Origin of the sequence: Flavobacterium geliluteum (assembly GCF_017948595.1) — a bacterium.
Lineage (GTDB): Bacteria > Bacteroidota > Bacteroidia > Flavobacteriales > Flavobacteriaceae > Flavobacterium > Flavobacterium flavipigmentatum.
This window is the reverse complement of the sequence record NZ_JAGFBV010000006.1, coordinates 149,905-172,323: the sequence shown is the minus strand read 5'-3', so window position 1 is coordinate 172,323 and position 22,419 is coordinate 149,905. Positions and strand designations below refer to the sequence as shown.

Sequence of the window (22,419 nt, the reverse complement as noted above, 5' to 3'; positions counted from 1 at the left end):
AGCCTGACCCGCTTTTTTCTAGCGGGTAATGCAAAAAAAATGATACTAATTTTTGTCTAATCACTATTTTGTGATGCTTTTGTTACGAAATCATTGAAATTTATTTTGAATCCAACCGTTATCTTAGTACTTTTACCATTCAAATCAAATTTACTATGTCAAGAACCGTACTGTCTCTTAAAGATGTCACTATATACCAAGAAGGAAGAAAAATTTTATCTCAGATTAATTTAGAAGTTCAACACGGAGAATTTATCTATATTATTGGAAAAACAGGTTCTGGAAAAAGTAGTTTCATGAAAACTTTGTATGGTGATTTGCCACTCACGGAAGGCGAAGGAAACATCGTGGAGTTTGATTTGGCTAGTTTGAAAGAGAATGATATTCCGTTTTTACGACGTAAAATTGGAATTGTTTTTCAGGATTTTAAATTGCTGCCAGACCGCTCTGTCAAAGACAATATGCTGTTTGTTCTTAAAGCAACTGGTTGGACAGAAAAAGAAGGCATGCAACACAAAATCGATGAAGTTCTTGACAAAGTTGGCATGAAGGAATTTGTGAATAAAATGCCACACCAACTTTCTGGTGGCGAGCAACAACGAGTTGCAATTGCGCGCGCTTTGCTAAATGACCCAGAATTTATCTTGGCCGATGAGCCTACCGGAAACCTTGATCCACAAACGAGTTCGGAGGTTCTAGAGGTATTGAAAAAAATCAACGCCAACGGTAAAACCATTATCATGGCGACTCACGATTATGCCTTATTAATGAAATTCCCGTCTAAAACATTAAAATGTGAAGATGAGCGCATTTTTGAAGTGGTGCAAAGAACGGTGTAATGCTTTCGATACTTATTCCGGTTTATAATTATGATGTTTTTGCTTTGGTTGAAACACTTCATAAACAATGCTTGGAAATAGAAATTGAATTTGAAATTCTTTGTTTGGATGATGCTTCTCCCTCACAAAAGAATATTAAGAATCAAGAAATTAATGCTATTACAAATTGTTCTTTTTTTGTTAATAAAACTAATTTAGGAAGAGGAAAAAATATTAATTCTCTGGCAAAAAACGCCAAGTATGATTGGCTTCTTATTTTAGATTGTGATACTTATCCTGCTGAAAACAATTTTATTAAAAAGTATTATAGTTCGATAATAAGGCAAAAACATAAAATTGTTTTTGGAGGAATTGTTTATGAGACTCAAAAACCTGAAAAAGAAAGACTTTTGCGCTGGGTATATGGTTGTAAGAGAGAATCTCTGGATTTAAGTAAGAGAAATAAAAATTCTCACTTTTCAGGTTTAACTTCTAATCTTTTGATAAAAAAAGAAATTTTTAATCAATATTGTTTTGATGAATCAATTATAAAATATGGTTACGAAGATTTATATTTTTTTGCAATTTTAAGAATAAATCATTTTGAGGTAAAACATATAGAAAACAGAGTATTTCACTTGAATTTAGAAACTTCAATTGAGTTTTTAAACAAAACAAAAATCGCATTAAACAATCTTTGTTTTCTTTATAATTCGAAGAAATTATCAGAGAAAGAGAGTAAAATAATTAAGACATTCCATTTAGTGCAACTGTTAAAATTGACCTTTTTCGTAATTTTAATTTTTAAAAAAAGTAGAATCATAATCGAAGAGAATTTACTTTCAAAAAAGCCTTCTTTGTTTCTATTTGACTTCTATAAATTAGGATATTTCTGTTGTTTAAAAAATCAAATAATTTTATAACCCTTCCAGAAATACCCTCCATTGGCTCATTATTTTATGCAAAGAAAAATTCTTCATATTTTCTATAGCGTTGGCACCTAGCTCCAACCTTTGTTCCTTATTTTCAATTAATAAAGAAAGTTTTTCTACATATTGCTCAATATTTTCGTCTGGAATTAAAAATCCAGTTTTATCTTTTTTAATTATAGATCGAGGTCCGATTCGGCAGTCGTAAGCAATGCATGGTAAACCAAAAGCCATGGCTTCCAGAAGTACCATCGGAAAACCTTCACTTCGTGAAGTCATTAAATAAATAGAGAATTCTACATATTTTTCTTCGATGTTTGTTGAAAAATTAAAATAATTTATCGTGGAAATAATCCCGATATTTCGAGCCTCCTTCTCTAAAGAAACAATATCATCAGTATAAATATCTAAAGTCCAGTCAGGATATTTTGGACTAATTATTTTCCAGATTAACAACAATCGATCTAATCCTTTTTCGTAAGAATTGCGGGCAATTGAAATTACTTTTTTAGATTCTAAAGAAGCTTTACTATCTGTTTTTATCCAAGAGGGATTAGCAATTATAATGGTATTTTTAACATTCCATTCTTTTGAACTTTCGGTAGATAAAGCTACCATATATGTAAATCTACTAGCTCCAAAATTTTTAAACTTATATTTTAGTTTTAAAAGAAAACTAGTTTTTTGAGCTTTTTCTTCGACATATTTAGAACCATGGCATTCAAAAACTAGTGGAGTTTTTACCGAAATAATAAATGGATAAATAAAGGCTTTTAGACCATTATCGGCAACGACAATAATATCAGGTTTGATATTATCTATCTTTTGATTTATTGTTTTTCTTAGTGACCACAAAATACTACAAATATTGCTGCTTAAATTCACATTATGGAAAATGATTTTTTTATTAAACGAGTAGAATGGCTCATTTTTTTCTTCATTTTGAGATAAAACATGAACTTCGTAACCAAAATTCTCTACAAAATAATTAGCCTTTATTGCTAAAACTCTGGCAACGCCGCCAACATTCTTTATTTTAGGAACAATGTAAAGCAATTTCATTTTTTTGAATTCAAAAAAGTATCATAATCTCTAATATAGTCAGCTTCTTCAAAAACATCCGAAGCAAAAACCAAACATACTGCACCCGAAGAAAAATTATCTAATTCTCTCCAAATTTCTTTTGGAAGATGCAAACCCACATTAGGTTTGTTTAATAAAAAGCTTTTTTTATTAATACCATCATCAACTGTAACTTCAAAACTACCACTTAAAGCAATCAAAACTTCTTGTTGGTCAATATGAGAATGCCCCCCTCGAAAAGCTGAACTTGGTACATCAAAAAGATAATAAACTCGCTTAAATTCAAACGGAAGAATTTCGTTTTGAACAAAAGCCAAATTTCCGCTTAAATCTTCTATAACAGGGATTTTTAGTATTGAAATATCTTGAATTGTTGACATATAATTTTAATAACTATCTAATAAATTCATCCATAAGAACCCTACTTTTTCTAAGAAAAATGGCTGAACACTTTGGAATGTATTTTCTTTAATTTCATTATATAAAGCTTCATTTAAACTTAACAAATTCATTGCTTCAATAAGTTTTTTCCAATTTTGATTTTCAACTAAAATACCGTTTTTAAAATTTTCGAGAATGTCTCGTGGTCCAAAATCACAATCAAAAGATACAACTGGAGTTTTGCAGGCTAAAGATTCTAAAATCACGTTAGGAAAACCTTCATTTTTACTACATAAAACTACAAAATGAGCTCTTTTCATAAACCTAAAAGGATTATTTTGATATCCTAAAAGATGAACAAAATCGGAAACATTATTTTCTAAAATGACCATATTTAATTTTGATTGGTCACCATTTCCAATAATTATTAAATGTAGTTCTTTTTGTGGTAAAACTGACTTCGCATAACTATAAATTAGATGATCAAATTGCTTAATTTCATTTTCATATTGCCCAACTGCGAGAATGTAGCTAAAATTAAAATCAATATTTTCATTTTGTCTCTCAAAAATTTCCTCTACATAAAGTGGATTGGGGATTGTAACTACATTTTTTAATTGATGTTTTTTTTCTATCAATGTTTTCATTTCCTGGACAATGGCAACATTAGCAAAACAATGATTGTACATTAATCGTGTCAACCAAGAATTATTGGGCATATAATGATCAATAAGAAAACTATGAACTGTAAAAATAGTTTTAGTATTGTAAATAAATCTTGACAATATTAATTCTTGAAAAACTTTTGTCCGAAAACGGAAATCGATTATAAAATCAAATTGATTGTCTTGTAAATAATTATATAAAGTGATGAGTCGTTTTGCTTTATTAAATAAACTGTTGCTTTTATTTTTGAGCAAACCTAAGTTCACCAATTTTCCAGCATACGGAAAACTAACTTCATTCAGAACTATGATAATATCAACCTTAAAACCTTGCTTTTCAAAGAAAAGAGATAAATTGGCCATCACTTTATCACTTCCGCCACCGCTGAGGCGATAACCAATTAAAGCAATTTTCCTTTCATTTTGAGACAATATCATATCTGAATTCTTATTTTCGTATCAAATATATAACTCTTTAAAAACATTATGCAAGACAATTCACTGGTAACAATTATTTGTTTGTGTTATAATCACCAAAACTATGTTGTTGAGAGCTTACTTTCGGTGATTAATCAAGAATATCCTTTTATTGAGTTAATTATTGTTGATGATTGCAGTACCGATGAATCTGAAAAAATCATTTCGAAATGGTGCAGTGATTTTCCTGAAGTTCAGTTTATAAGGAACCAAACCAATTTAGGAAATACAAAGTCTTTTAATAAAGCGCTAAACTTAGCCAAAGGTGATTTTATTATTGATTTGGCTGCAGATGATATTTTATTACCTAATTGTGTCTCTTTACAAATAAAAGCATTTAAAGAAAGTAAATATAACAATCTCGGAATTGTTTATGGAAATGCCGAATTAATTACTGAAAATGGCATATTTGACTCTTATTATTTCCCTGTTGACAATTATAAAAAAGCAATTGAAAAAAGACAAACTGGAGATGTTTATTTGAGTATTATTTCAGGCGGAAATAGTATTTGCTCAATTTCTTCAATGGTTAAAAAATCTGTTTTGGAGGATTTAAAAGGTTATGATGAAAATCTAGCTTATGAAGATTTAGATCTCTGGATTAGAACTTCACGCCAGTATGAAATAGATTATATTGATAACATCTTGGTAAAAAAAAGGATTTCTTTAACTTCATTAGGAACTCATTTTTTTATTAAAAAAGATTCTAGATCAAAGAAAATAAATCATTCTACATACATTATTATAAAAAAAGCAATCCCTTTAAATCGATCAAAGTCAGAACATAAAGCTATTTTAAAAAGAATACATTTTGAAATGATTTTAACTTATAAAACGGCAGATTATAGTTTGTTATTAAAGTATTTTTTACTAGAGATAAAACAAAGAATCCGTATCACTCTTGCTTAATTTAAATCGTCAGATACGCATCTAATTCTTTGCACTCCCCTTCCCAATCCCTTGAAATATTGTTGCGAAGTAATTTGGCAGGAACACCTCCAATTAAAATATTATTCCCCCAAGAATTAAAATCTTTAGTACATAAACTATTAGAAGCAATAGTGCAATAATCAGGTGTTTTTGTTCCTTTCATAATTGAAACTCTGTTACTAATAAAATTATAATTTCCTATCTGTATCGGTGAGGTCATCTCATATATTTCGCCACTTTTAGTATTTATCATCTGATGAAAATTAGTGTCAATTAATTGGCATTCTGATCCAAATCTGGCATAATTCCCTAAAATTATTTGATTTGTGCAGATTAATTTTACACTAGATGCTAAAGAAGACATGTGACCAAATTCGCAAAATGCGTTTGCCTTTATGTAAACAAAATAATCTTTCCCAAACTGTACTTGTCCCTTAAAAATTAATGTTCCCGCTATGTTTACCTCTGCTATTCCTTTATGAATCGTATTCATCTCATAGGACTGACCAAATCCTATCATTCCCTTACGAATTGGAGCATCAATTTTAATTTTACCAGTGATAGAAGTAAATTTAACCTTGCCATAAAAAAACACAGGTAATTTAATCGCAATGTTAAAAGGGAATTTTTTTAAATTGAAGTACAATGTTTTTGTCCAGTTTATTGAATAATAAAATTTAAATCTGTGATACCAAAATCTCAATTTATTGTACATTTTAAATATTATTTAGTAGTATTTCTAAAAGTCGCAATTAATATATTTTTCAAATTCATTTCTTTATTTATTTGATATAAAGCAAAAGCCAATGCTATTAAACACATTAAACTCATTAAAGAATATCTTAAAACTTTAAATTCTATTGACTTAATTAAAAAAGTGGCGAAACATATTAAAAAACAAATTGTATAAATAATGTAGAATTCTTTTTCAAAATAAAACCCATATCGCTTTTTTGTAATTATTTTTAAAATAAAAAAATGAAAGCTATAGTACACAAAAAAACTAATTCCGAGTCCTTCGAGTCCATAAAAATAGTATCCAAGAACATTTAGTACAATAGAAAGTGTATTAAATAAAATTGCCGTTTTTATAAACATTTTCGAATCTCCTTTCGCAATTAAAATGTATCCCATAGACCAAGAAACCGCTCTAAATAACATTCCCAAAATACCAAAACAAACCATTGGCATTATTATCATAAACGTTGGCGTATATATAACTCTAATTATCAAAGGTATAAACGTTAAAAATAACACAATTATTGGTGTGATAATTAAAATTGAAATATATGATTGTTGCGTTACACTTACCTTAATGTTTTCATTGTCAGCATTTAAAGCAGCTAATCTCGGGAAATAATCAATACTCATAACCGTAAAAATAATTCCAACATAAGAATTTAATAATGTAAAACCGGCATTGTAAAAACCTACTTGCTCAACATCAGCAACATTACTAATGTAAATTTGGATAAGATAGCTGGACAACAAAGTTAATAGACTACTTATTGTCAGCATTATACCGAGTTTAACAATAACTTTACCTTCAGTCTTAAAATACTTATTTTCAACCTTTTTATGCTGAATTTTTAATTGATTTGAAAAATAAAAAGAAAATACTAATGCTGAAAAAGAACTTACTAAAATTGTTGGTACAATTGCATCAATTTTAAGAAAATAATAAAGAGGGATGGAAAATAACAGACCGAATAAATTTCCATAAAAATTTGCTTTCGCTAAGAGCCTTAACTTTCTTAATCCCTGCAAAACAACTAATTGCCCTGATGTTATTTGCTTAAATAACAATGTAATGGATAAAAAAATAAATGAATAAACCTGATTTGTATTTCCAAAAGTGAAAATACTGAGCCATTTTGAAAATATGATGGTTAATAGCGTTCCTAGTATGCCCGATATTAGCATCATTTTTTTGACTAGAGCAACTGTTTTCGAAATATTGTTTAAATCTTCATCTTTATATTTTTCTGAAATATTCTTAATTGCACTTGTCTCAATTCCCAAACCCGAAATTCCTCCAATAATATTTAGGGTAGAATTTAGCAATGTAATTAAACCCATTCCTGCCGGACCAATAAAAATGGCTATTAATTTAGTTCTAATTACAGAAATTATAATCGAAAAAAGCTGGACCCCTCCAAAAAGCGAAGTCATTTTTAGAATGTGCTGATATGAAACTTTTTTGTCAGACACGTACTAATACTGATTTAAAATTTCAATAATAAAACCCACTTCACTTTCAGTCAAAATGGGACTAATCGGCAAACTCAATACCTCGTTATGAATCTTTTCAGTGATCGGAAATGATAAGTCATTCCAAGCTGAGAAAGCCTTTTGTTTATGTGGTGGAATTGGGTAATGAATCATGGTTTGAATATTATTTTGAACTAAATATTCTTGCAATACCGCTCTTTTTGGAGTTCGTATAACGAACAAATGAAAGACATGATTATTCGAAAAATCCCAAAAGGGAAGGCTCATTTTGTCGTTTTTGATTTCAGTTATATAACGCTTTGCGATCGCTCTGCGTTTATTATTATCACTGTCTAAGTTAGGCAACTTTAGATTTAAAAAAGCTGCCTGTAACTCATCTAGTCTCGAATTGACACCAATATAGTCGTTATAATATTTTGCTTTTGATCCATAATTTCGAAGAGAATAAAGAATTTTTGCCAATTCTGAATCATCTGTAACAATCGCTCCACCGTCACCTAAAGCTCCCAAATTTTTTCCGGGATAAAAACTATACGCTGCGCTTGATTGCTGAGTGTTTATTTTAGATTTTAGATTGCTGATCGCTCCATGTGATTGAGCAGAATCTTCAACAATAATCAAATTATTTTTCTCCGCAATTTCATTTATCATTACCATTTCTGCCAGTTGTCCGTATAAATGAACCACCAAAATTGCTTTTGTTTTTGAGGTAATTTTTTCTACAATCAATTCTGGATCCAAGTTGTACGTTTCTAATTTTGGCTCTACCAAAACAGGAATTAAATCGGCTTGTAAAATGGCCAAAATACTAGCAATATAAGTATTTGCAGGAACGATAACCTCATCGCCTTTCTCTAGTTTCCCCAACTGAATGTAACCTTTAAAAATCAAAACCAAAGCATCAAAACCATTCCCGACACCTATACAATAATTTGCATTACAATATCTGGCGAATGATTCTTCAAATAGTTGCACTTCTTTTCCTAGAATGTACCAACCCCCATTCAAAACCGATTTCAATTTCAATTGAAAGTCTGCTTCGTAAGGTTCGTTTATTTTTTTTAGGTCTAGAAATGGTATCATTTTAGATTGATTTTATAAAAATCCTGATTATAAACAGAGCACCCTAATTCTTCTTTTTGCGTCAAAAGACCCGGATTATAGCCTTTTTCATCTTCTTCATTTACGATTCCCATATCAAAAAAAGATTTTCCTTCTCGTTGGTATTTTTCGATTAAACTAATAAACAAAAAATCGAGAGCTCTAACTTTTTCTCCTTTTTTTGAAGTGGCACCATACTGAGATTTCACAACTCTTTCTCCTTCAAAAATGGTTATTCCTGCGATAATTTCATGTTCTTGATACACAGAAAATTGTTTGATATTTTTGCAAAAATTTTGCTTAAGAAAGTATATTTCTTCTTTTGTATGAACAGGTTTTGCATCATACTTTGCAAGTAATCTAGGCTGTAAAACCTGCTCCCAAAATGGCTCAAAATCTGCTTCTTCAACAATTTCAAGCTGAAGATTTTCAATCCTTCGAAAATGTTTTAATTTACTTTTAGAAATACGTAATTCTTCTTTCAAGTTAATTACCAAATTCATTTCTTTATGATCTAAAACAGCTCCTCTTTTGAATAAAAAAAAGTCGATTTCATTATTTCCGTGCGAAAAATAAAAACCAGGAATTGGCTTATAATAAAATGCTTGGACGTTATTTTCTTTCAAAAAAACTAAAATTGCGTCTAAAATCAATTCTACTTTTTCTGTTTTTATTTTTTTAGAATACACCAGTCCGCCATACGTCAAACCTTGATGAGAATACAATTCTTTATCCTTTATATTTGCGGGCAAAACAGCCACTAATTTCTGATTTTCATAAACTAATAACGAAAAATCTTCAAACCGATCTTGATGATATTCCATAAAATCGCGATGGAACAAAAACGTAGCATTTTTGGCCTGATCTATAAAATCATTCCAGATATTATAATCTTGTTCAACGTATTTTTTTACCTCGTATTTCATTATTTTTTTGCCACTGATTTATACGATTTCAATAATTTTTAATCCAACAGACAAATCATTTGAATTTTTAAAATCTGCGACCAACTTATTTTTAAATTTTATTTATGCTCAAATGCCGGCAAATACCATTTGAATTTTACCGCCATTAACCGAACTGTGATGATCACTACAGAAGTTAATAAATATAAAATATCATCGTCCAGATTTAATTTCTTCAAAGCAAAAAAAACGGCACCTCCAAAAATACAAATGGTAGCATAGATTTCTCTTCTAAAAATAGTGGGAATCTCATTGCACAAAATATCCCGAATTACGCCTCCAAAACAAGCGGTCATTGTACCTAAAGCAATACAAATTATAGGATGTAATCCTATCGAAATTCCCTTTTCTAGTCCGATTAAAGTAAAAACGCCCAAGCCGATAGTGTCAAATAAAAACAAGGAGGTTCGTAATTTATCAAACTTTTTTCGGAACAAAATTGCCAGAATAAATCCTAAAATAATCACATAAACGTACTTCAAATCAAGCATCCAGCCTACTGGAGTTCTGCCAATTAAAACATCTCGAAGCGTTCCTCCACCAACAGCAGTGACAAAAGCGATAATAAAAACCCCAAAAGGATCGAGCTTTTTATGCATCGCAGTTAATGCGCCCGACATTGCAAAGGCCATCGTACCGATAATATCTAATAATTGGAACATTTTTTTTAGGTGCTAAGATTCTAAGTATCTGAGTTGTTGAGATTGAATTTAAAATCAAAATTTTCAACTACATATTCTGTGTATAAAAGTTGTAATCTTTCAATACAATTCGAAGAAAATCTTTGTCATTACCTGATTGATTTTTGATTCCGGTAACACTCTCTATTTTAGAAACTAATTTGCGAATGGTTTCGTGATCGTTTTTAACATCAGCTTTTTGAAACGTTTCCTTGATGATACGCATATCATTATCTGATAATTTGATCACCAAAGGATATGTTGGCACATAAGCCTCTCCTATTTCCTCGAGAATTGTATGGCTGATATTGATTTTATTTTTTAAAGTAATCACGGCCGTACCCGCTACCATGTCACCTAATCTCTGGCCTTGTTTGCTCGAAATAACCGTTATAAGTGCAATGATTCCGTTTAAAATCGTAATGTCAATTAATCTGAAGAACCATCGCATCAAATAATCGCCAAATCCAGCCTGATAACCATCAATCTTTACAACTTTTATTTTGCTGATCTTTTTTCCGATGGTTTGACCCTCAAAAATACTCTCTAAAGTGATCGAATAAACCATAATTGGAAAATACATGAAGAAAATTATCGCCATTACGGACCAATTATCAAGATTTTTAAACAATCTATCTATGTTTAATAGATAAAAAAAGACCATCCAAACCACAATTCCGTAAGCTATTTTTATAAGCAAATCCACGAAATAGGCCAGCATTCGCTCGCCTACAGAAGCAGAGATGAAATTTATTTTAACATTTTGTGTTGTATTTATAGATAATTCTGACATATTTTATATTTTAGCATGCAATGAGAGAAGTCGCCTTCATAAAACAAAATAAAGAAAAATGGCTGGAGTTTGAACTCGCTATTTTTGGTAAAGCTAAAAAAAATCCTGATGAGTTAGCTAATTTGTACATTCAAATGATGAATGATTTGTCGTATGCACAAACATATTACCCAAAAAGTAAGACTGTAATTTACTTAAATTACCTTGCATCACAGATTTATCAGAAGATTTACAAAACCAAACGAACAGAGAAAAACAGATTGATAGAGTTCTTCAAAACCGAGGTACCACTGCTGCTTTATGACTACAGAAGATATTTATTGTATGCTTTTGTGTTGTTTTTTCTAACAGTCGGGATTGGAGTGGTTTCTGCCATCTACGATCAAAATTTCGTTAGGTTGATTCTGGGAGATTATTATGTCAATATGACCTTAGAAAACATCAAAAAAGGAAATCCAATGGCGGTTTACGGATCAGGAAGCAACTGGGGAAGTTTTATCGGAATCACCATGAATAACCTATACGTGGGCGCAAGATGCTACATTTATGGTATCTTTTTTGGAATTGGTACTTTTTACATTTTCTTGCAAAATTGTATCATGTTAGGGTCTTTTCAGTACTTTTTTTATGAGCAAAATGTGTTTTGGAAAAGTGTTCGCGGGATTTGGATTCACGGTTCTATGGAAATTTTTGCTATTGTTATCGAAACAGCAGCTGGCTTTATTTTAGGTGCTTCTATTCTTTTTCCAAAGACTTTTTCGAGAATTAATTCATTCAAAATAGGTTTCAAAAATAGTTTCAAAATATTCCTGAGTACATTTCCTTTTACGATAAGTGCCGGATTTCTAGAAGGTTTCATCACACGATATTCTATTCAGATGCCCAATTGGCTCAGTAGTTTCATTATTTTATTCACCTTGAGTATAATCTCTTTTTATTACCTGATTTATCCTTTTATTGTCCATAAAAAAACAACTTCTATATAATGTTTGAACTTTTTAAAAAACGAGATTTTAGCAGTTACATTTCAGATACTATTGCATTTTTTAAAACTTTTGGAAAACATTTTTTCAAGAACTACGCCATCATCAACGGTGGTTTTCTACTGATTTTATGTGTCCTGATGTATTTTATTTTTAAAATCTATTTTGAAGTTTTGTTTGCCAATACCGGAGCCGAACAAGGAAGCTATTTTTTGCAATATTTTAATGAAAACTTTGCTCTTTTTGTTGCTTCATTTATCCTTTTCGGAATTTTAATAATTGTTCTATCGTTGCTAAATGTGGCCTATCCAATTATTTATTTACAACTTGTTGGCGAAAATGAAGGTGCCGAAATTACAACTTCAGAAATCGTAGTGCGATTGAAACAAAACACAGGAAGATTATTAAAATTCTTTTTGGGATTATTGTTCATCATCATGCCAATTATCATATTGGTTTTTGCCTTGCTGATCGTTTTGTGCTTTATACTTATTGGCTTTCCTTTGCTTCTCATTGCCGCTCCAGCTACTATTGCCTGGATCAATTTGAGTTTTTACACATACCTGACACAAAAAACAAGTTTCTTTCAAGCTATAAAAATTGGTTTTTCTTTACTCAAACAGCAATTTTGGGCAATCGTCGGCACTACTTTTGTCGTGTTGATGCTCATACAAATAATACAAAGCTTTTTGACTATGATACCTTATTTAATTGGCATTGTTGCGTTTCTAACGTCTAATAGATCTGCCGGTTGGAACACAGACAATAATTCCTCATTAGGCATTTTTATCTCTATAATCTTTATTTTTGCGGTGTTATTAAGCTATTTTTTCAACAACTTAGTCATTATCAACCAAGGAATTATCTATTATAGTTTAAGAGAAGAAAACGAAAACCTGACTTCTAACAGCCAAATTGACCTAATCGGAACCGATAATGAATAAAGTTTTACTCGTTTTTTCTTTTTTATTTTTCTGCACAATCTCGAATGCACAGGATTCTTTGGCTAAAGCCGAACCTCCAAAGATGGCCTCTGTAAAATTTACTGAAGAGGATATTTACATAGATGTTGACAGCCTTGAAGCCAAAACATTTGAGAAAAATTTCAAAAAAAAATACAAAGATTCCGAATTTGTTTACGAATATAAAACGCCTGAAAAAAATACCTGGGACAGATTTAAAGAATGGTTAGCCAATGTTTTTAAAGATTTATTTCGATTTAGCAGTAACGAGACTTCTATGAATTTTGTTTCGATTTTATTGAAAGTCATAGCGGTTTTAATTGTAGTTTCTGTCATTTATCTGATTGTAAAAGCCTTAATTAACAAAGAAGGACAATGGATTTTCGGAAAAGATTCTAATCGAAAAACTATTTATTATTCGGATATAGAGAAGAATATTCATTTGCTGGATTTTAAAAAATTAATCGAAGAAAGCCTCGAAAAAGGAGACAAAAGACTTTGTATCCGCTACTATTATCTTTGGTTATTGAAGGTAATGGCGCAAAATCATTATATCGAATGGGACATCGAAAAAACCAATACCGATTATTTGTACGAAATTCAGAGTCCTACTCACAAACAAGAGTTTACCTATTTGTCATACTTGTACAACTATATTTGGTACGGCGAATTTGAAATTGATGACAACATGTTCCAAAAAGCACAAATTAGCTTTAAAAATTCTATAAAAAAGTTTAGCAATGAATAAAACACTAAAAATATACATTGCTATTTTGGTCCTTGTTTTTGCCCTTATTTTGGTGGCAGATCGCAACCGTCCAAAACCTATTGATTGGCGTCCGACTTACTCTGTAAACGATAAAATTCCGTTTGGGTTATATGTTTTTAATAAAGAAATTGACGGGCTTCTAAAAAATCAGAAGATAGAACGAGTTTCGGCAATCACACCTTACGAATTTTTAGATGCAAAATACGATGCTGATACGTTGGTTAACGACTACAAAATAAAAGGTACTTTTTTAACTATTTCAGAATTTGGAGGTATTGACGACCAATCGATTCAAGAGATTTTTTACTTTGTTTCTCACGGAAATAATGCTTTTTTGAGCATGAAAACATTTCCGCAGTCTTTGTTAGACAGTCTAAAACTAGATTATCGAGCCGATTTTCAGATTTCGGATAGTACCTCTTTCTGGATGGCCAATAAAACCGTGAGCTCGCAAAAATACCACATGACAGAAGGAATGGGTGACTATTATTTTTCTAAAATTGATACGCTAAACACCACTGTTCTGGGGTATCAGGGCAATAAAGTAAAAGAAAAGAGAATCAATTTTATCCAGATACCGTATAAAAACGGGTATTTTTATTTGCACACGCAACCAGCTGCATTTACCAATTTTCATTTGCTTAAAGGAAATCATCATCAATATGCCCAAAATGTGCTTTCGTATCTGCCTGAAGGTGATGTTTTTTGGTACACGAAAGGACAAAATAGCGAAACAATTTCGGAATCACCTATGCGTTATATTTTAAGTCAGCCGGCCTTAAAATGGGCTTGGTACCTATTTTTAATCGGAATGCTGATTTTTATGCTTTTTAATGCCAAACGCAAACAGCGTGTGGTCCCGATATTAAAACCGCTCCCTAACTTAACGGTCGATTTTACCAAAACCATCGGAAACTTGTATTATCAGGAAGGCGATCACGGCAATATTATCGACAAAAAAATTATTTATTTCCTAGAAAGAATCAGAAATGAATATCTAATAGAAACGACCAAGCTGGATGAGGATTTCATCAAAAAATTACATCATAAATCAGGCAAAGAGGAAGAAGATATTCGAAATCTAGTCTTTCTAATCAATGAACATCGAAAAAGTTATCACGGAAGTCTCGAAGAAGATTTAATCACAATTAATAATGCCATCGAGAAAATATTAAATTAAAAATTATTCAAAAGAAACATACCTAATCATGGACGAAATCAATACAACAACAGAACTCACCAACGAAAATGTGAATTTTGAAACCAGACTTAATTTAGCGCCACTTTTAGACCACATCAACGACATTAAAAAAGAACTGGGAACGGTGATTGTGGGTCAGGAAAAAATGATCGATCAGCTTCTTGTAGCGATTTTATCAAACGGACACGTTTTGTTAGAAGGTGTACCAGGAGTAGCCAAAACAATTACGGCAAAATTATTGGCAAAAACATTGAATATTGGCTTTAGCCGAATTCAATTTACGCCAGATTTGATGCCTTCTGATATTTTAGGAACATCTATTTTTAACTTAAAAACTTCTGAATTTGAGTTTAAAAAAGGTCCTATTTTCTCTAATTTAATTTTAATTGACGAAATCAATCGTGCGCCTGCCAAAACACAAGCCGCACTTTTTGAGGTGATGGAAGAACGCCAGATCACGATTGACGGAACAAGGAATCAGCTTGAAACGCCATTTTTGGTCATTGCAACCCAAAACCCAATCGAGCAGGAAGGAACCTATCGTTTACCGGAAGGACAATTAGACCGTTTTTTATTCAAAATTACTATTGATTATCCAAAATTAGACGAAGAAATTCTCATCATTCAGAGAGAACATTTGTTGGAGAATCAGGGCAAATTAGAAGCTATAAAAACTATTCTTTCTGCAGAAAACATCAAAACGTATCAGGCCTTGATAAAGCAAATCAGAGTCGAGCAGAATTTACTGGAATACATTGCACGAATTGTGGTAAACACGCGCGAAAATGCCTTTTTGTACTTAGGAGCTTCACCTCGTGCCTCTATCGCTATTCTAAATGCTGCCAAAGGTTTTGCCGCCATTCGTGGTCGTGATTTTGTAACGCCGGAAGATATTAAAGAAGCAACTGTTCCCGTTTTGCAACACAGAGTTATTGTGGCGCCAGAGCGAGAAATGGAAGGAATCGCAAGCCCTGAAATCATTAAACAAATTATTGAAACAGTCGAAATTCCGAGATAATCTTTATCAAAATAACGATTTGCTGTCAGGAAAAGTAAGAAGTGAAACTTAAAAAGTTGCAACCATAAAAAACATAAAAACTTGAAATTTATAAAAAGTCTCTACCTCAATAACTTCTTCTTCTATGTGCTTTTGGGCATTATCGGATTGTTTGTTTGTGCTTTTATCTTTCCTAATTTATACAACGCCGTTTGGTTTATTATTCTGGTTTTAGGCACCTTTTTGGCGCTTGATATTCTGCTTTTGTACTTTACTAAAACTGGGATAGAAGCCACACGTGAAACTCCTGAAAAACTGTCGAACGGAGATCTGAATCCAGTGACAATTTCGATCAGAAATCGGTATACTTTTGCTATTTCGATTAAAATAATTGATGAAATTCCGTTTCAGTTTCAAGTACGTGATTTTAAAATTTTCAGAACCATAAAAGCAGCTGCCGAAGATAAAATCGGGTACGATTTACGTCCAACCGAGCGCGGAGAATATTATTTTGGCAGTTTGAATGTGTATGTTTCTTCACCTTTGAAATTAATTTCGAGAAGATTTACTTTCGATAAAAATAAAATGGTCCCTACTTATCCGTCTTACATTCAGCTGCGAAAATATGATCTCTTGGCTTTTTCGAACAATCTTTTTCAGTACGGAATCAAGAAAATTCGCCGAATTGGCCATACAATGGAATTCGAACAAATAAAAGAATATGTTCAAGGTGACGATTTAAGAACACTAAACTGGAAAGCGACTGCTAAGAAAAATGCGTTGATGGTCAACCAATTTCAAGACGAAAAATCCCAGTCAGTTTACATGGCAATAGACAAAGGACGTGTGATGCAAATGCCTTTTAACGGCTTGAGTTTACTGGATTACGCAATCAATTCTACCTTGGTTTTATCCAATGTGATTTTGAAAAAGCAAGACAAAGCTGGGATTTTTGCTTTTTCTAAAAAAGTTGAAAACAGAGTTTTTGCAGAAAAAAGAGGTTCGCAGATGCAAAAAATACTCGAAACGTTGTACAACATCAAAACTGACTTTTTTGAGAGTGATTACAGCCGATTGTATGTTGACATCAAGAAAAACATCAACCAGCGAAGTTTGATTATTTTGTATACTAATTTTGAAACTATGGATGGCTTAAATCGACAACTGCCTTATTTTAAAGGAATTGCCAAAAGTCATTTACTGGTAGTGGTGTTTTTTCAAAATACCGAATTGAACGCCATTATCAACAAAAAAACAGATACGATTCAGGAAGTGTATGACAAAGTAATTGCCGAAAAATTCATCTTCGAAAAACGTCTCATCGCCAACGAACTCAAGAAATACGGCATTCATACTGTTCTCACCCAGCCCGAAAATCTGACTTTGGATGCTATTAATAAATATTTGGAGATTAAGGCAAGAGGGATTTTGTAAAATACAAAACGGGTTTTGTGAATTGAAAAATCATCGCTTCAGCTAAAAAAACTCGAAATCGAAGAATATTAGAAATGTATTACCTTACTATAAAACCTTTTATCGCTTTATTTATGAAATGTTGCCACAATGAATAGATTAACAAAAGAGATTATTTGGTCGGTTGTACTGCTCATAATCAGTTACCTGGCATACAATCCTAATCTAGTATTTCCAAACAAAGAAACCACCGTTGACATCAATATTCATGACACCTATTTTGTCATAGAATCAACTAATATTTTAATTTTAACAATTCTATTTGTCTTCTTCTTTACTTATTTAGTTAGGATGATTATCACTCGTTTTAGAATTATTACGATCAATTCTATATTTCTCCTCTCCAATCTTTTGATGATTGTTTTAATAGCGCAAGTCATAAAAATTATAAAAATCTTTACGATAGAAGCTGGAATAACTATTTATCCACCACTTTCTGCCCCACCCCAGATACATCGGGATAATGCATTTGAAACGCTATTTTATTTTTTTGTTATCGCAGAAATTATAGTAGTTGCGACATTCATTTTTTCAAGTTTAAAAACCATAGCTATTTTGAAAAGAGCCATAAAAACAAAATAATTCCAATCTAAATTTTATAAAAACCAATTAAAATCAACCAGACCAAATGAAAAAATCGTTCTTTATTGTTTTTTTACTCGCTGCTTTTATTTCAAAAATAAATGCACAGGAAAAAGATACCGCTCAGGCATATTATGATAAAATAGAGAAATCTATTAAGTACGAAAGTGGCAGGATTAGACTAGCTGAAGGAGATGGAGCATTAAATGTCCCTAAAGGATTCAAATTTTTAAACGCAGAACAAACCCAGCATGTTTTGACTGATTTATGGGGAAATCCCAAGGATGAAGGTGTACTAGGCGCTTTGGTTCCTGATGGAAAGGGAGTAACAGGTACAAGTAGCTGGATGTTCATAATAAGCTATCAAGGAGATGGTTATGTGAAAGATGATGATGCAAATGACATTGACTACGACGATTTATTGAAGACCATGCAGGAGGATACAAAAACAGGAAATGAAGAGAGAAAAAAAGGAGGATATTCAGAGGTGCATTTGATTGGCTGGGCATCAAAACCCTTTTATGATAGTAATTTAAAAGTACTTCACTGGGCAAAAGAATTAAAATTTGGCACCGATGAATTTAACACTTTAAATTATGATTTGCGAGTTTTAGGACGTAAAGGAATGTATAATATATCTGCCGTTGCATCAATGAGCGAACTTAAAGAAGTAAAAGCAAGTATTCCGGAAATTTTAAAAAGTGTTGAATTTGATAAAGGAAATAAATATTTAGATTTTGATGCAGATACTGATACAGTTGCTGCTTGGACAATTGGTGGACTTGTAGCAGGGAAAGTTCTAGCAAAAGTTGGTTTTTTTGCGATTATTGCAAAATTTGGGAAAATCATATTTTTTGGACTTATAGCAGCATTTGCAGGTGCAAAGAAATTTTTATTTGGTAAAAAAGATCAGGTGATGACCAAACCAAAAGAAGATGAATTATTAGAAGAAACCACTTCTTCTGAGGAATAACTAAGTGATAAGAAACGCTTCAATAATTATGGAGCGTTTCTTTTTTAGCCTTTCTTTAAAACCTTGTAGCTGTAAAACCTTTACCTCTTTAAAAAAAAACTCAGTACCTTAGCACCTTAAAAACTTAGTCCCTTATAAAAATGAAACAAATTACTTCTGTACAAAATCCGTTTATAAAATCGCTTGTTTTATTGCAGGAAAAGGCAAAAGCCCGCAAACAAACAGGAACATTTTTGATAGAAGGTTTACGTGAAATTTCGCTAGCACTAAAAGGCAGTTACGAACTAGAAACCATTTTGTTTTTACCAGAATTGGTGACGGAGCATGAGATTTCGAAACTGGTCAATTCTTCTGTTCAATTGATCGAAATTAACAAAGAAGTCTATCAAAAGCTAGCCTATCGCGACACCACAGAGGGCGTACTTGCAGTTGCAAAAACAAAACCAATGCAATTATCTGACTTAAAATTATCTGATAATCCATTAATTTTAGTCGCCGAAGCACCCGAAAAACCAGGAAACATTGGAGCCCTTTTGCGTACTGCGGATGCTGCAAATCTGGATGCGGTTTTGATTGCCAATCCAAAAAGTGATTTGTACAACCCCAATATTGTTCGCTCGAGCGTAGGTTGTCTGTTTACCAATCAAATTGCCACCGGAACAACGTCCGAAATTATTGCTTTTCTGCAGAAAAAAAGAATTGCTTTTTACTGTGCTACTTTACAAAATTCGACTTCTTATCATACACAGAACTTTACAACTCCAACTGCTTTGGTTGTGGGTACAGAAGCAACGGGACTAACGCAGGACTGGCGAGATGCCGCTACTCAAAATATCATCATACCTATGCAAGGCGAAATCGACAGCATGAATGTTTCGGTGGCAGCAGCTATTTTAATCTTTGAGGCTAAACGGCAGAGAGGATTTTAGATTTAGATTTTTAGTTAATGATTATGAATTGATAGTCAATGACTTTCTGATCGATATTTTTGGTTTAATTGAAGTTTCATTATTGTGAATTGAAGCTTGATAATTATTCTTCTGAGGAACAAAATTTGTGTTTTTGGCCTTTATTTTGTTTTTCAAAATCAAAAATTTAAACTCCAAAATCAGCAATGGTTTCCCTTGCGTATATTCAAACTAATGCTTATTTTTAAGGATTGAACCTGCCGTTATGATAGAAATAGATATTGAAAAAGAAAATAAAGCAATTGCACACGAATACAAAGAATTACTTCGAATTAGTTACCAAACATTATCGGTTACCGACAAAAAACTTATTCGAAAAGCTTTTGATGTAGCTGTTGATGCTCATAAAGAACAGCGACGCAAATCTGGCGAGGCGTATATCTTTCATCCTATTGCAGTTGCAAAAATTGTAGCCTCAGAAATTGGTTTGGGAGCTACGGCAATTGCTGCGGCTTTATTACACGATGTGGTCGAAGATACTCCTGTTACAGTGGAAGATATTGAGCGCTTATTTAATCCGAAAGTAGCGCAATTGGTTGAAGGTCTTACCAAAATTTCGATGGTTCAAAAAGATCTGAACGCTTCTATGCAGGCAGAAAATTTCAGAAAAATGATTCTGACCCTGAATGATGATGTTCGTGTTATTTTGATTAAACTAGCCGATCGTTTGCACAACATGCAAACTATGGAGTCGATGGTAGAATACAAACAGACCAAAATCGCCTCGGAAACGCTTTATATTTACGCACCACTCGCCCATCGTTTAGGTCTTTATAACATTAAAACCAAACTAGAAGATTTAGGTTTAAAATATACTGAACCAGCAGTTTACAACGACATTGTTAGTAAAATTAGGGAAACAAAAGAAGAACAAGACGCATACATCAAAGATATTTCGGATGTTTTGAAAAAGTCTTTAGATGATGAAAATATCGATTATATCATCAAGGGCCGCCCAAAATCTATTTATTCGATTCGTCGAAAAATGCGTGCCCAAAATGTAAGTTTTGATGAAGTGTACGACAAATTTGCGCTTCGAATTGTGTATAAATCCGACCAACACGACGAAAAATTTGTGGCTTGGAAAATCTACTCTATAGTAACTGATCATTACAGGCCAAGTCCAAGTCGTTTGCGTGACTGGATTTCATCTCCAAAATCAACGGGTTACGAAGCTTTGCACATTACTGTTATGGGACCAAAAGGTCGCTGGGTCGAAGTACAGGTGCGAAGCGAGCGTATGGACGAAATTGCAGAAAAAGGATATGCAGCGCATTATAAATACAAAAATGGAGCAAACGAAGAAAGTGGCCTGGATGTGTGGCTGAATTTACTTCGTGAGGCTCTGGAAAATCAAGAAACCAATGCGGTTGATTTTGTAGAAGATTTTAAAATGAATTTGTATTCAAAAGAAATCTTTGTTTTTACACCCAAAGGCGAAATTAAATCGTTGCCAAAAGGTGCCACCTCGCTGGATTTTGCCTTTAGTATTCACTCCGAAATCGGAATCAAAACAAGAGGAACACGCGTTAATGGACGTTTGGTACCGCTAAATCACGAACTTAAAAGTGGTGATCAAGTCGAAGTGATTACTTCGGCCAACCAAAAACCAACAGTCAACTGGCTAGAATATGTAACCACGGGCAGAGCGAAAACTAAAATTAAAAACGTCCTTAACGAAAACACCAAGAAAATTGCCGAAGAAGGAAAAGAGTTGCTTACGCGTAAGCTAAAACACTTAAAAATCACTATCAACGAGCAAGTTATCAATGAGTTGGTTAATTTTTTCAAACTCAAAACCAGTTTAGATTTATTTTACAGAGTTGGAATTGGCGCTATCGAAAATCAGCAGTTAAAAGATTACGCGGCACAGAAAAGCAATTCGATCATCAATTTCTTTAAAAATAAAATCAAAAGAAATAAGGATACTGCGGATGATGACATTCACAAACAAGTAATCAGCAGTAACTATGATATGCTTGTTTTTGGCACTGAACATGACAAACTCGATTATAAACTTTCGCCATGCTGTAACCCAATTCCGGGTGATGATGTTTTTGGTTTTGTAACTATAAATGAAGGGATTAAAGTTCATAAAAAAGACTGTCCGAATGCTATCGGGATGCAGTCGAATTATGCGTATCGCATCATGAGTGCCAAATGGATCGATTCGTCTCAAGAAGAATTTAAAGCCATTATTAACATTACAGGAATGGATGTTTTAGGACTTACCAACCAGCTAACCAAGGTGATTTCGAACAATATGAGCGTCAATATACAGAGTATTTCGCTAAGTACCGATGCCGGAATTTTTCACGGTCAAGTAGCTGTGATTGTTCAGAACAATACGATTTTGAAAAAGATGATCACGGCGATAAAGAAAATTGACGGAGTTGATAAAGTGACAAGAGAGTATAGAACCTAACTTTTTGACTGTTTAGGAAAGGTTTTATAACG

The 22,419-nt window shown here is 32.4% G+C and carries 22 protein-coding genes; 13 read left to right on the top strand and 9 right to left on the bottom strand.

The features are described from left to right. Positions 1–155 precede the first annotated feature (155 nt). Together J3495_RS05695 and J3495_RS05690 are read left to right on the top strand one after the other, a co-directional pair. The gene (locus J3495_RS05695; protein WP_210665605.1) at positions 156–839 is read left to right on the top strand and encodes a cell division ATP-binding protein FtsE; all 684 of its coding nucleotides are present in this window, start codon (positions 156–158) and stop codon (positions 837–839) included. Continuing rightward, complete coding sequence (locus J3495_RS05690; protein WP_210665604.1) at positions 839–1,741, top strand: glycosyltransferase family 2 protein; 903 nt, start codon at positions 839–841, stop codon at positions 1,739–1,741. The genes J3495_RS05695 and J3495_RS05690 overlap by 1 nt, the downstream gene beginning before the upstream one ends. On the opposite strand, the gene J3495_RS05685 is transcribed toward J3495_RS05690, so the two are convergent. From J3495_RS05685 to J3495_RS05675, 3 genes are read right to left on the bottom strand one after another with little or no spacing between them, the layout of a single operon-like run. Continuing rightward, positions 1,736–2,809 carry a glycosyltransferase gene (locus J3495_RS05685; RefSeq protein ID WP_210665603.1) on the bottom strand — a complete coding sequence of 358 codons (1,074 nt, stop codon included), beginning with the start codon at positions 2,807–2,809 and terminating at the stop codon, positions 1,736–1,738. The two genes, J3495_RS05690 and J3495_RS05685, sit on opposite strands and share 6 nt — an antisense overlap. Beyond that, a complete protein-coding gene (locus J3495_RS05680; protein WP_210665602.1) occupies positions 2,806–3,210 on the bottom strand; it encodes a sugar 3,4-ketoisomerase in 405 nt (134 codons plus the stop codon). Before J3495_RS05680 ends, J3495_RS05685 begins: the two co-directional genes overlap by 4 nt. A 6-nt stretch (positions 3,211–3,216) precedes the next feature. Beyond that, a complete protein-coding gene (locus tag J3495_RS05675) occupies positions 3,217–4,308 on the bottom strand; it encodes a glycosyltransferase (RefSeq protein ID WP_210665601.1) in 1,092 nt (363 codons plus the stop codon). Between the two features lie 54 nt (positions 4,309–4,362). Between J3495_RS05675 and J3495_RS05670 the strand changes: the two genes are divergently transcribed. Further along, entirely contained in the window at positions 4,363–5,262 is a 900-nt protein-coding gene (locus tag J3495_RS05670; RefSeq protein ID WP_210665600.1) for a glycosyltransferase family 2 protein, read from the top strand. Between the two features lies 1 nt (position 5,263). Here the strand turns inward: J3495_RS05670 and J3495_RS05665 are convergent, their stop codons facing one another. The 6 genes from J3495_RS05665 to J3495_RS05640 all read right to left on the bottom strand — a co-directional run bounded on the left by J3495_RS05665 (position 5,264) and on the right by J3495_RS05640 (position 11,054). Next, positions 5,264–5,998: an acyltransferase gene (locus tag J3495_RS05665; protein ID WP_210665599.1), complete on the bottom strand. Its 735-nt coding sequence runs from the start codon at positions 5,996–5,998 to the stop codon at positions 5,264–5,266. Between the two features lie 8 nt (positions 5,999–6,006). After that, positions 6,007–7,455: an oligosaccharide flippase family protein gene (locus J3495_RS05660; protein ID WP_210665598.1), complete on the bottom strand. Its 1,449-nt coding sequence runs from the start codon at positions 7,453–7,455 to the stop codon at positions 6,007–6,009. Between the two features lie 42 nt (positions 7,456–7,497). Continuing rightward, the gene (locus J3495_RS05655; RefSeq protein WP_210665597.1) at positions 7,498–8,598 is read right to left on the bottom strand and encodes a DegT/DnrJ/EryC1/StrS family aminotransferase; all 1,101 of its coding nucleotides are present in this window, start codon (positions 8,596–8,598) and stop codon (positions 7,498–7,500) included. Further along, positions 8,595–9,542: a FemAB family protein gene (locus J3495_RS05650; protein ID WP_210665596.1), complete on the bottom strand. Its 948-nt coding sequence runs from the start codon at positions 9,540–9,542 to the stop codon at positions 8,595–8,597. Before J3495_RS05650 ends, J3495_RS05655 begins: the two co-directional genes overlap by 4 nt. 98 nt (positions 9,543–9,640) lie before the next feature. After that, positions 9,641–10,243 (bottom strand): trimeric intracellular cation channel family protein, encoded by a 603-nt coding sequence (locus J3495_RS05645; RefSeq protein WP_210665595.1) that lies wholly within the window; start codon positions 10,241–10,243, stop codon positions 9,641–9,643. Positions 10,244–10,310: 67 nt separating this feature from the next. Beyond that, complete coding sequence (locus J3495_RS05640) at positions 10,311–11,054, bottom strand: RDD family protein (protein ID WP_210665594.1); 744 nt, start codon at positions 11,052–11,054, stop codon at positions 10,311–10,313. Positions 11,055–11,074: 20 nt separating this feature from the next. Here J3495_RS05640 and J3495_RS05635 point away from each other — a divergent pair, with 20 nt between their 5' ends. The 10 genes from J3495_RS05635 (at position 11,075) to J3495_RS05590 (ending at position 22,387) form a co-directional block, all read left to right on the top strand. Then, complete coding sequence (locus J3495_RS05635; protein WP_210665593.1) at positions 11,075–12,040, top strand: stage II sporulation protein M; 966 nt, start codon at positions 11,075–11,077, stop codon at positions 12,038–12,040. After that, positions 12,040–12,981 (top strand): hypothetical protein, encoded by a 942-nt coding sequence (locus J3495_RS05630; protein ID WP_210665592.1) that lies wholly within the window; start codon positions 12,040–12,042, stop codon positions 12,979–12,981. Before J3495_RS05635 ends, J3495_RS05630 begins: the two co-directional genes overlap by 1 nt. Further along, the gene (locus J3495_RS05625) at positions 12,974–13,747 is read left to right on the top strand and encodes a DUF4129 domain-containing protein (protein WP_210665591.1); all 774 of its coding nucleotides are present in this window, start codon (positions 12,974–12,976) and stop codon (positions 13,745–13,747) included. Before J3495_RS05630 ends, J3495_RS05625 begins: the two co-directional genes overlap by 8 nt. Beyond that, the gene (locus J3495_RS05620; RefSeq protein ID WP_210665590.1) at positions 13,740–14,948 is read left to right on the top strand and encodes a DUF4350 domain-containing protein; all 1,209 of its coding nucleotides are present in this window, start codon (positions 13,740–13,742) and stop codon (positions 14,946–14,948) included. Before J3495_RS05625 ends, J3495_RS05620 begins: the two co-directional genes overlap by 8 nt. A 28-nt stretch (positions 14,949–14,976) precedes the next feature. Further along, positions 14,977–15,987, top strand: coding sequence for an AAA family ATPase (locus J3495_RS05615; RefSeq protein ID WP_210665589.1), 1,011 nt, complete (start codon positions 14,977–14,979; stop codon positions 15,985–15,987). A gap of 81 nt (positions 15,988–16,068) precedes the next feature. Next, on the top strand, positions 16,069–17,400 hold the full coding sequence (locus tag J3495_RS05610; RefSeq protein ID WP_210665588.1) for a DUF58 domain-containing protein: 1,332 nt from the start codon (positions 16,069–16,071) through the stop codon (positions 17,398–17,400). 129 nt (positions 17,401–17,529) lie between these two features. Further along, positions 17,530–18,021, top strand: coding sequence for a hypothetical protein (locus J3495_RS05605; RefSeq protein WP_210665587.1), 492 nt, complete (start codon positions 17,530–17,532; stop codon positions 18,019–18,021). A gap of 46 nt (positions 18,022–18,067) precedes the next feature. Beyond that, positions 18,068–18,994, top strand: a complete 927-nt coding sequence (locus tag J3495_RS05600) for a DUF2167 domain-containing protein (protein ID WP_210665586.1) — start codon at positions 18,068–18,070, stop codon at positions 18,992–18,994. Positions 18,995–19,134: 140 nt separating this feature from the next. Beyond that, positions 19,135–19,923, top strand: a complete 789-nt coding sequence (locus J3495_RS05595; protein ID WP_210665585.1) for a TrmH family RNA methyltransferase — start codon at positions 19,135–19,137, stop codon at positions 19,921–19,923. A 244-nt stretch (positions 19,924–20,167) separates the two neighbouring features. Continuing rightward, positions 20,168–22,387, top strand: a complete 2,220-nt coding sequence (locus J3495_RS05590; protein ID WP_210665584.1) for a RelA/SpoT family protein — start codon at positions 20,168–20,170, stop codon at positions 22,385–22,387. Positions 22,388–22,419 lie beyond the last annotated feature (32 nt).

Excerpts from the sequence above, each read along its gene's own strand:
- J3495_RS05695 (WP_210665605.1), top strand. The coding sequence starts at position 156 with ATGTCAAGAACCGTACTGTCTCTTAAAGATGTCACTATATACCAAGAA.
- J3495_RS05690 (WP_210665604.1), top strand. The coding sequence starts at position 839 with ATGCTTTCGATACTTATTCCGGTTTATAATTATGATGTTTTTGCTTTG.
- J3495_RS05685 (WP_210665603.1), bottom strand. The coding sequence starts at position 2,809 with ATGAAATTGCTTTACATTGTTCCTAAAATAAAGAATGTTGGCGGCGTT.
- J3495_RS05680 (WP_210665602.1), bottom strand. The coding sequence starts at position 3,210 with ATGTCAACAATTCAAGATATTTCAATACTAAAAATCCCTGTTATAGAA.
- J3495_RS05670 (WP_210665600.1), top strand. The coding sequence starts at position 4,363 with ATGCAAGACAATTCACTGGTAACAATTATTTGTTTGTGTTATAATCAC.
- J3495_RS05665 (WP_210665599.1), bottom strand. The coding sequence starts at position 5,998 with ATGTACAATAAATTGAGATTTTGGTATCACAGATTTAAATTTTATTAT.
- J3495_RS05660 (WP_210665598.1), bottom strand. The coding sequence starts at position 7,455 with ATGACTTCGCTTTTTGGAGGGGTCCAGCTTTTTTCGATTATAATTTCT.
- J3495_RS05655 (WP_210665597.1), bottom strand. The coding sequence starts at position 8,598 with ATGATACCATTTCTAGACCTAAAAAAAATAAACGAACCTTACGAAGCA.
- J3495_RS05650 (WP_210665596.1), bottom strand. The coding sequence starts at position 9,542 with ATGAAATACGAGGTAAAAAAATACGTTGAACAAGATTATAATATCTGG.
- J3495_RS05645 (WP_210665595.1), bottom strand. The coding sequence starts at position 10,243 with ATGTTCCAATTATTAGATATTATCGGTACGATGGCCTTTGCAATGTCG.
- J3495_RS05640 (WP_210665594.1), bottom strand. The coding sequence starts at position 11,054 with ATGTCAGAATTATCTATAAATACAACACAAAATGTTAAAATAAATTTC.
- J3495_RS05635 (WP_210665593.1), top strand. The coding sequence starts at position 11,075 with ATGAGAGAAGTCGCCTTCATAAAACAAAATAAAGAAAAATGGCTGGAG.
- J3495_RS05630 (WP_210665592.1), top strand. The coding sequence starts at position 12,040 with ATGTTTGAACTTTTTAAAAAACGAGATTTTAGCAGTTACATTTCAGAT.
- J3495_RS05625 (WP_210665591.1), top strand. The coding sequence starts at position 12,974 with ATGAATAAAGTTTTACTCGTTTTTTCTTTTTTATTTTTCTGCACAATC.
- J3495_RS05620 (WP_210665590.1), top strand. The coding sequence starts at position 13,740 with ATGAATAAAACACTAAAAATATACATTGCTATTTTGGTCCTTGTTTTT.
- J3495_RS05615 (WP_210665589.1), top strand. The coding sequence starts at position 14,977 with ATGGACGAAATCAATACAACAACAGAACTCACCAACGAAAATGTGAAT.
- J3495_RS05605 (WP_210665587.1), top strand. The coding sequence starts at position 17,530 with ATGAATAGATTAACAAAAGAGATTATTTGGTCGGTTGTACTGCTCATA.
- J3495_RS05600 (WP_210665586.1), top strand. The coding sequence starts at position 18,068 with ATGAAAAAATCGTTCTTTATTGTTTTTTTACTCGCTGCTTTTATTTCA.
- J3495_RS05595 (WP_210665585.1), top strand. The coding sequence starts at position 19,135 with ATGAAACAAATTACTTCTGTACAAAATCCGTTTATAAAATCGCTTGTT.
- J3495_RS05590 (WP_210665584.1), top strand. The coding sequence starts at position 20,168 with ATGATAGAAATAGATATTGAAAAAGAAAATAAAGCAATTGCACACGAA.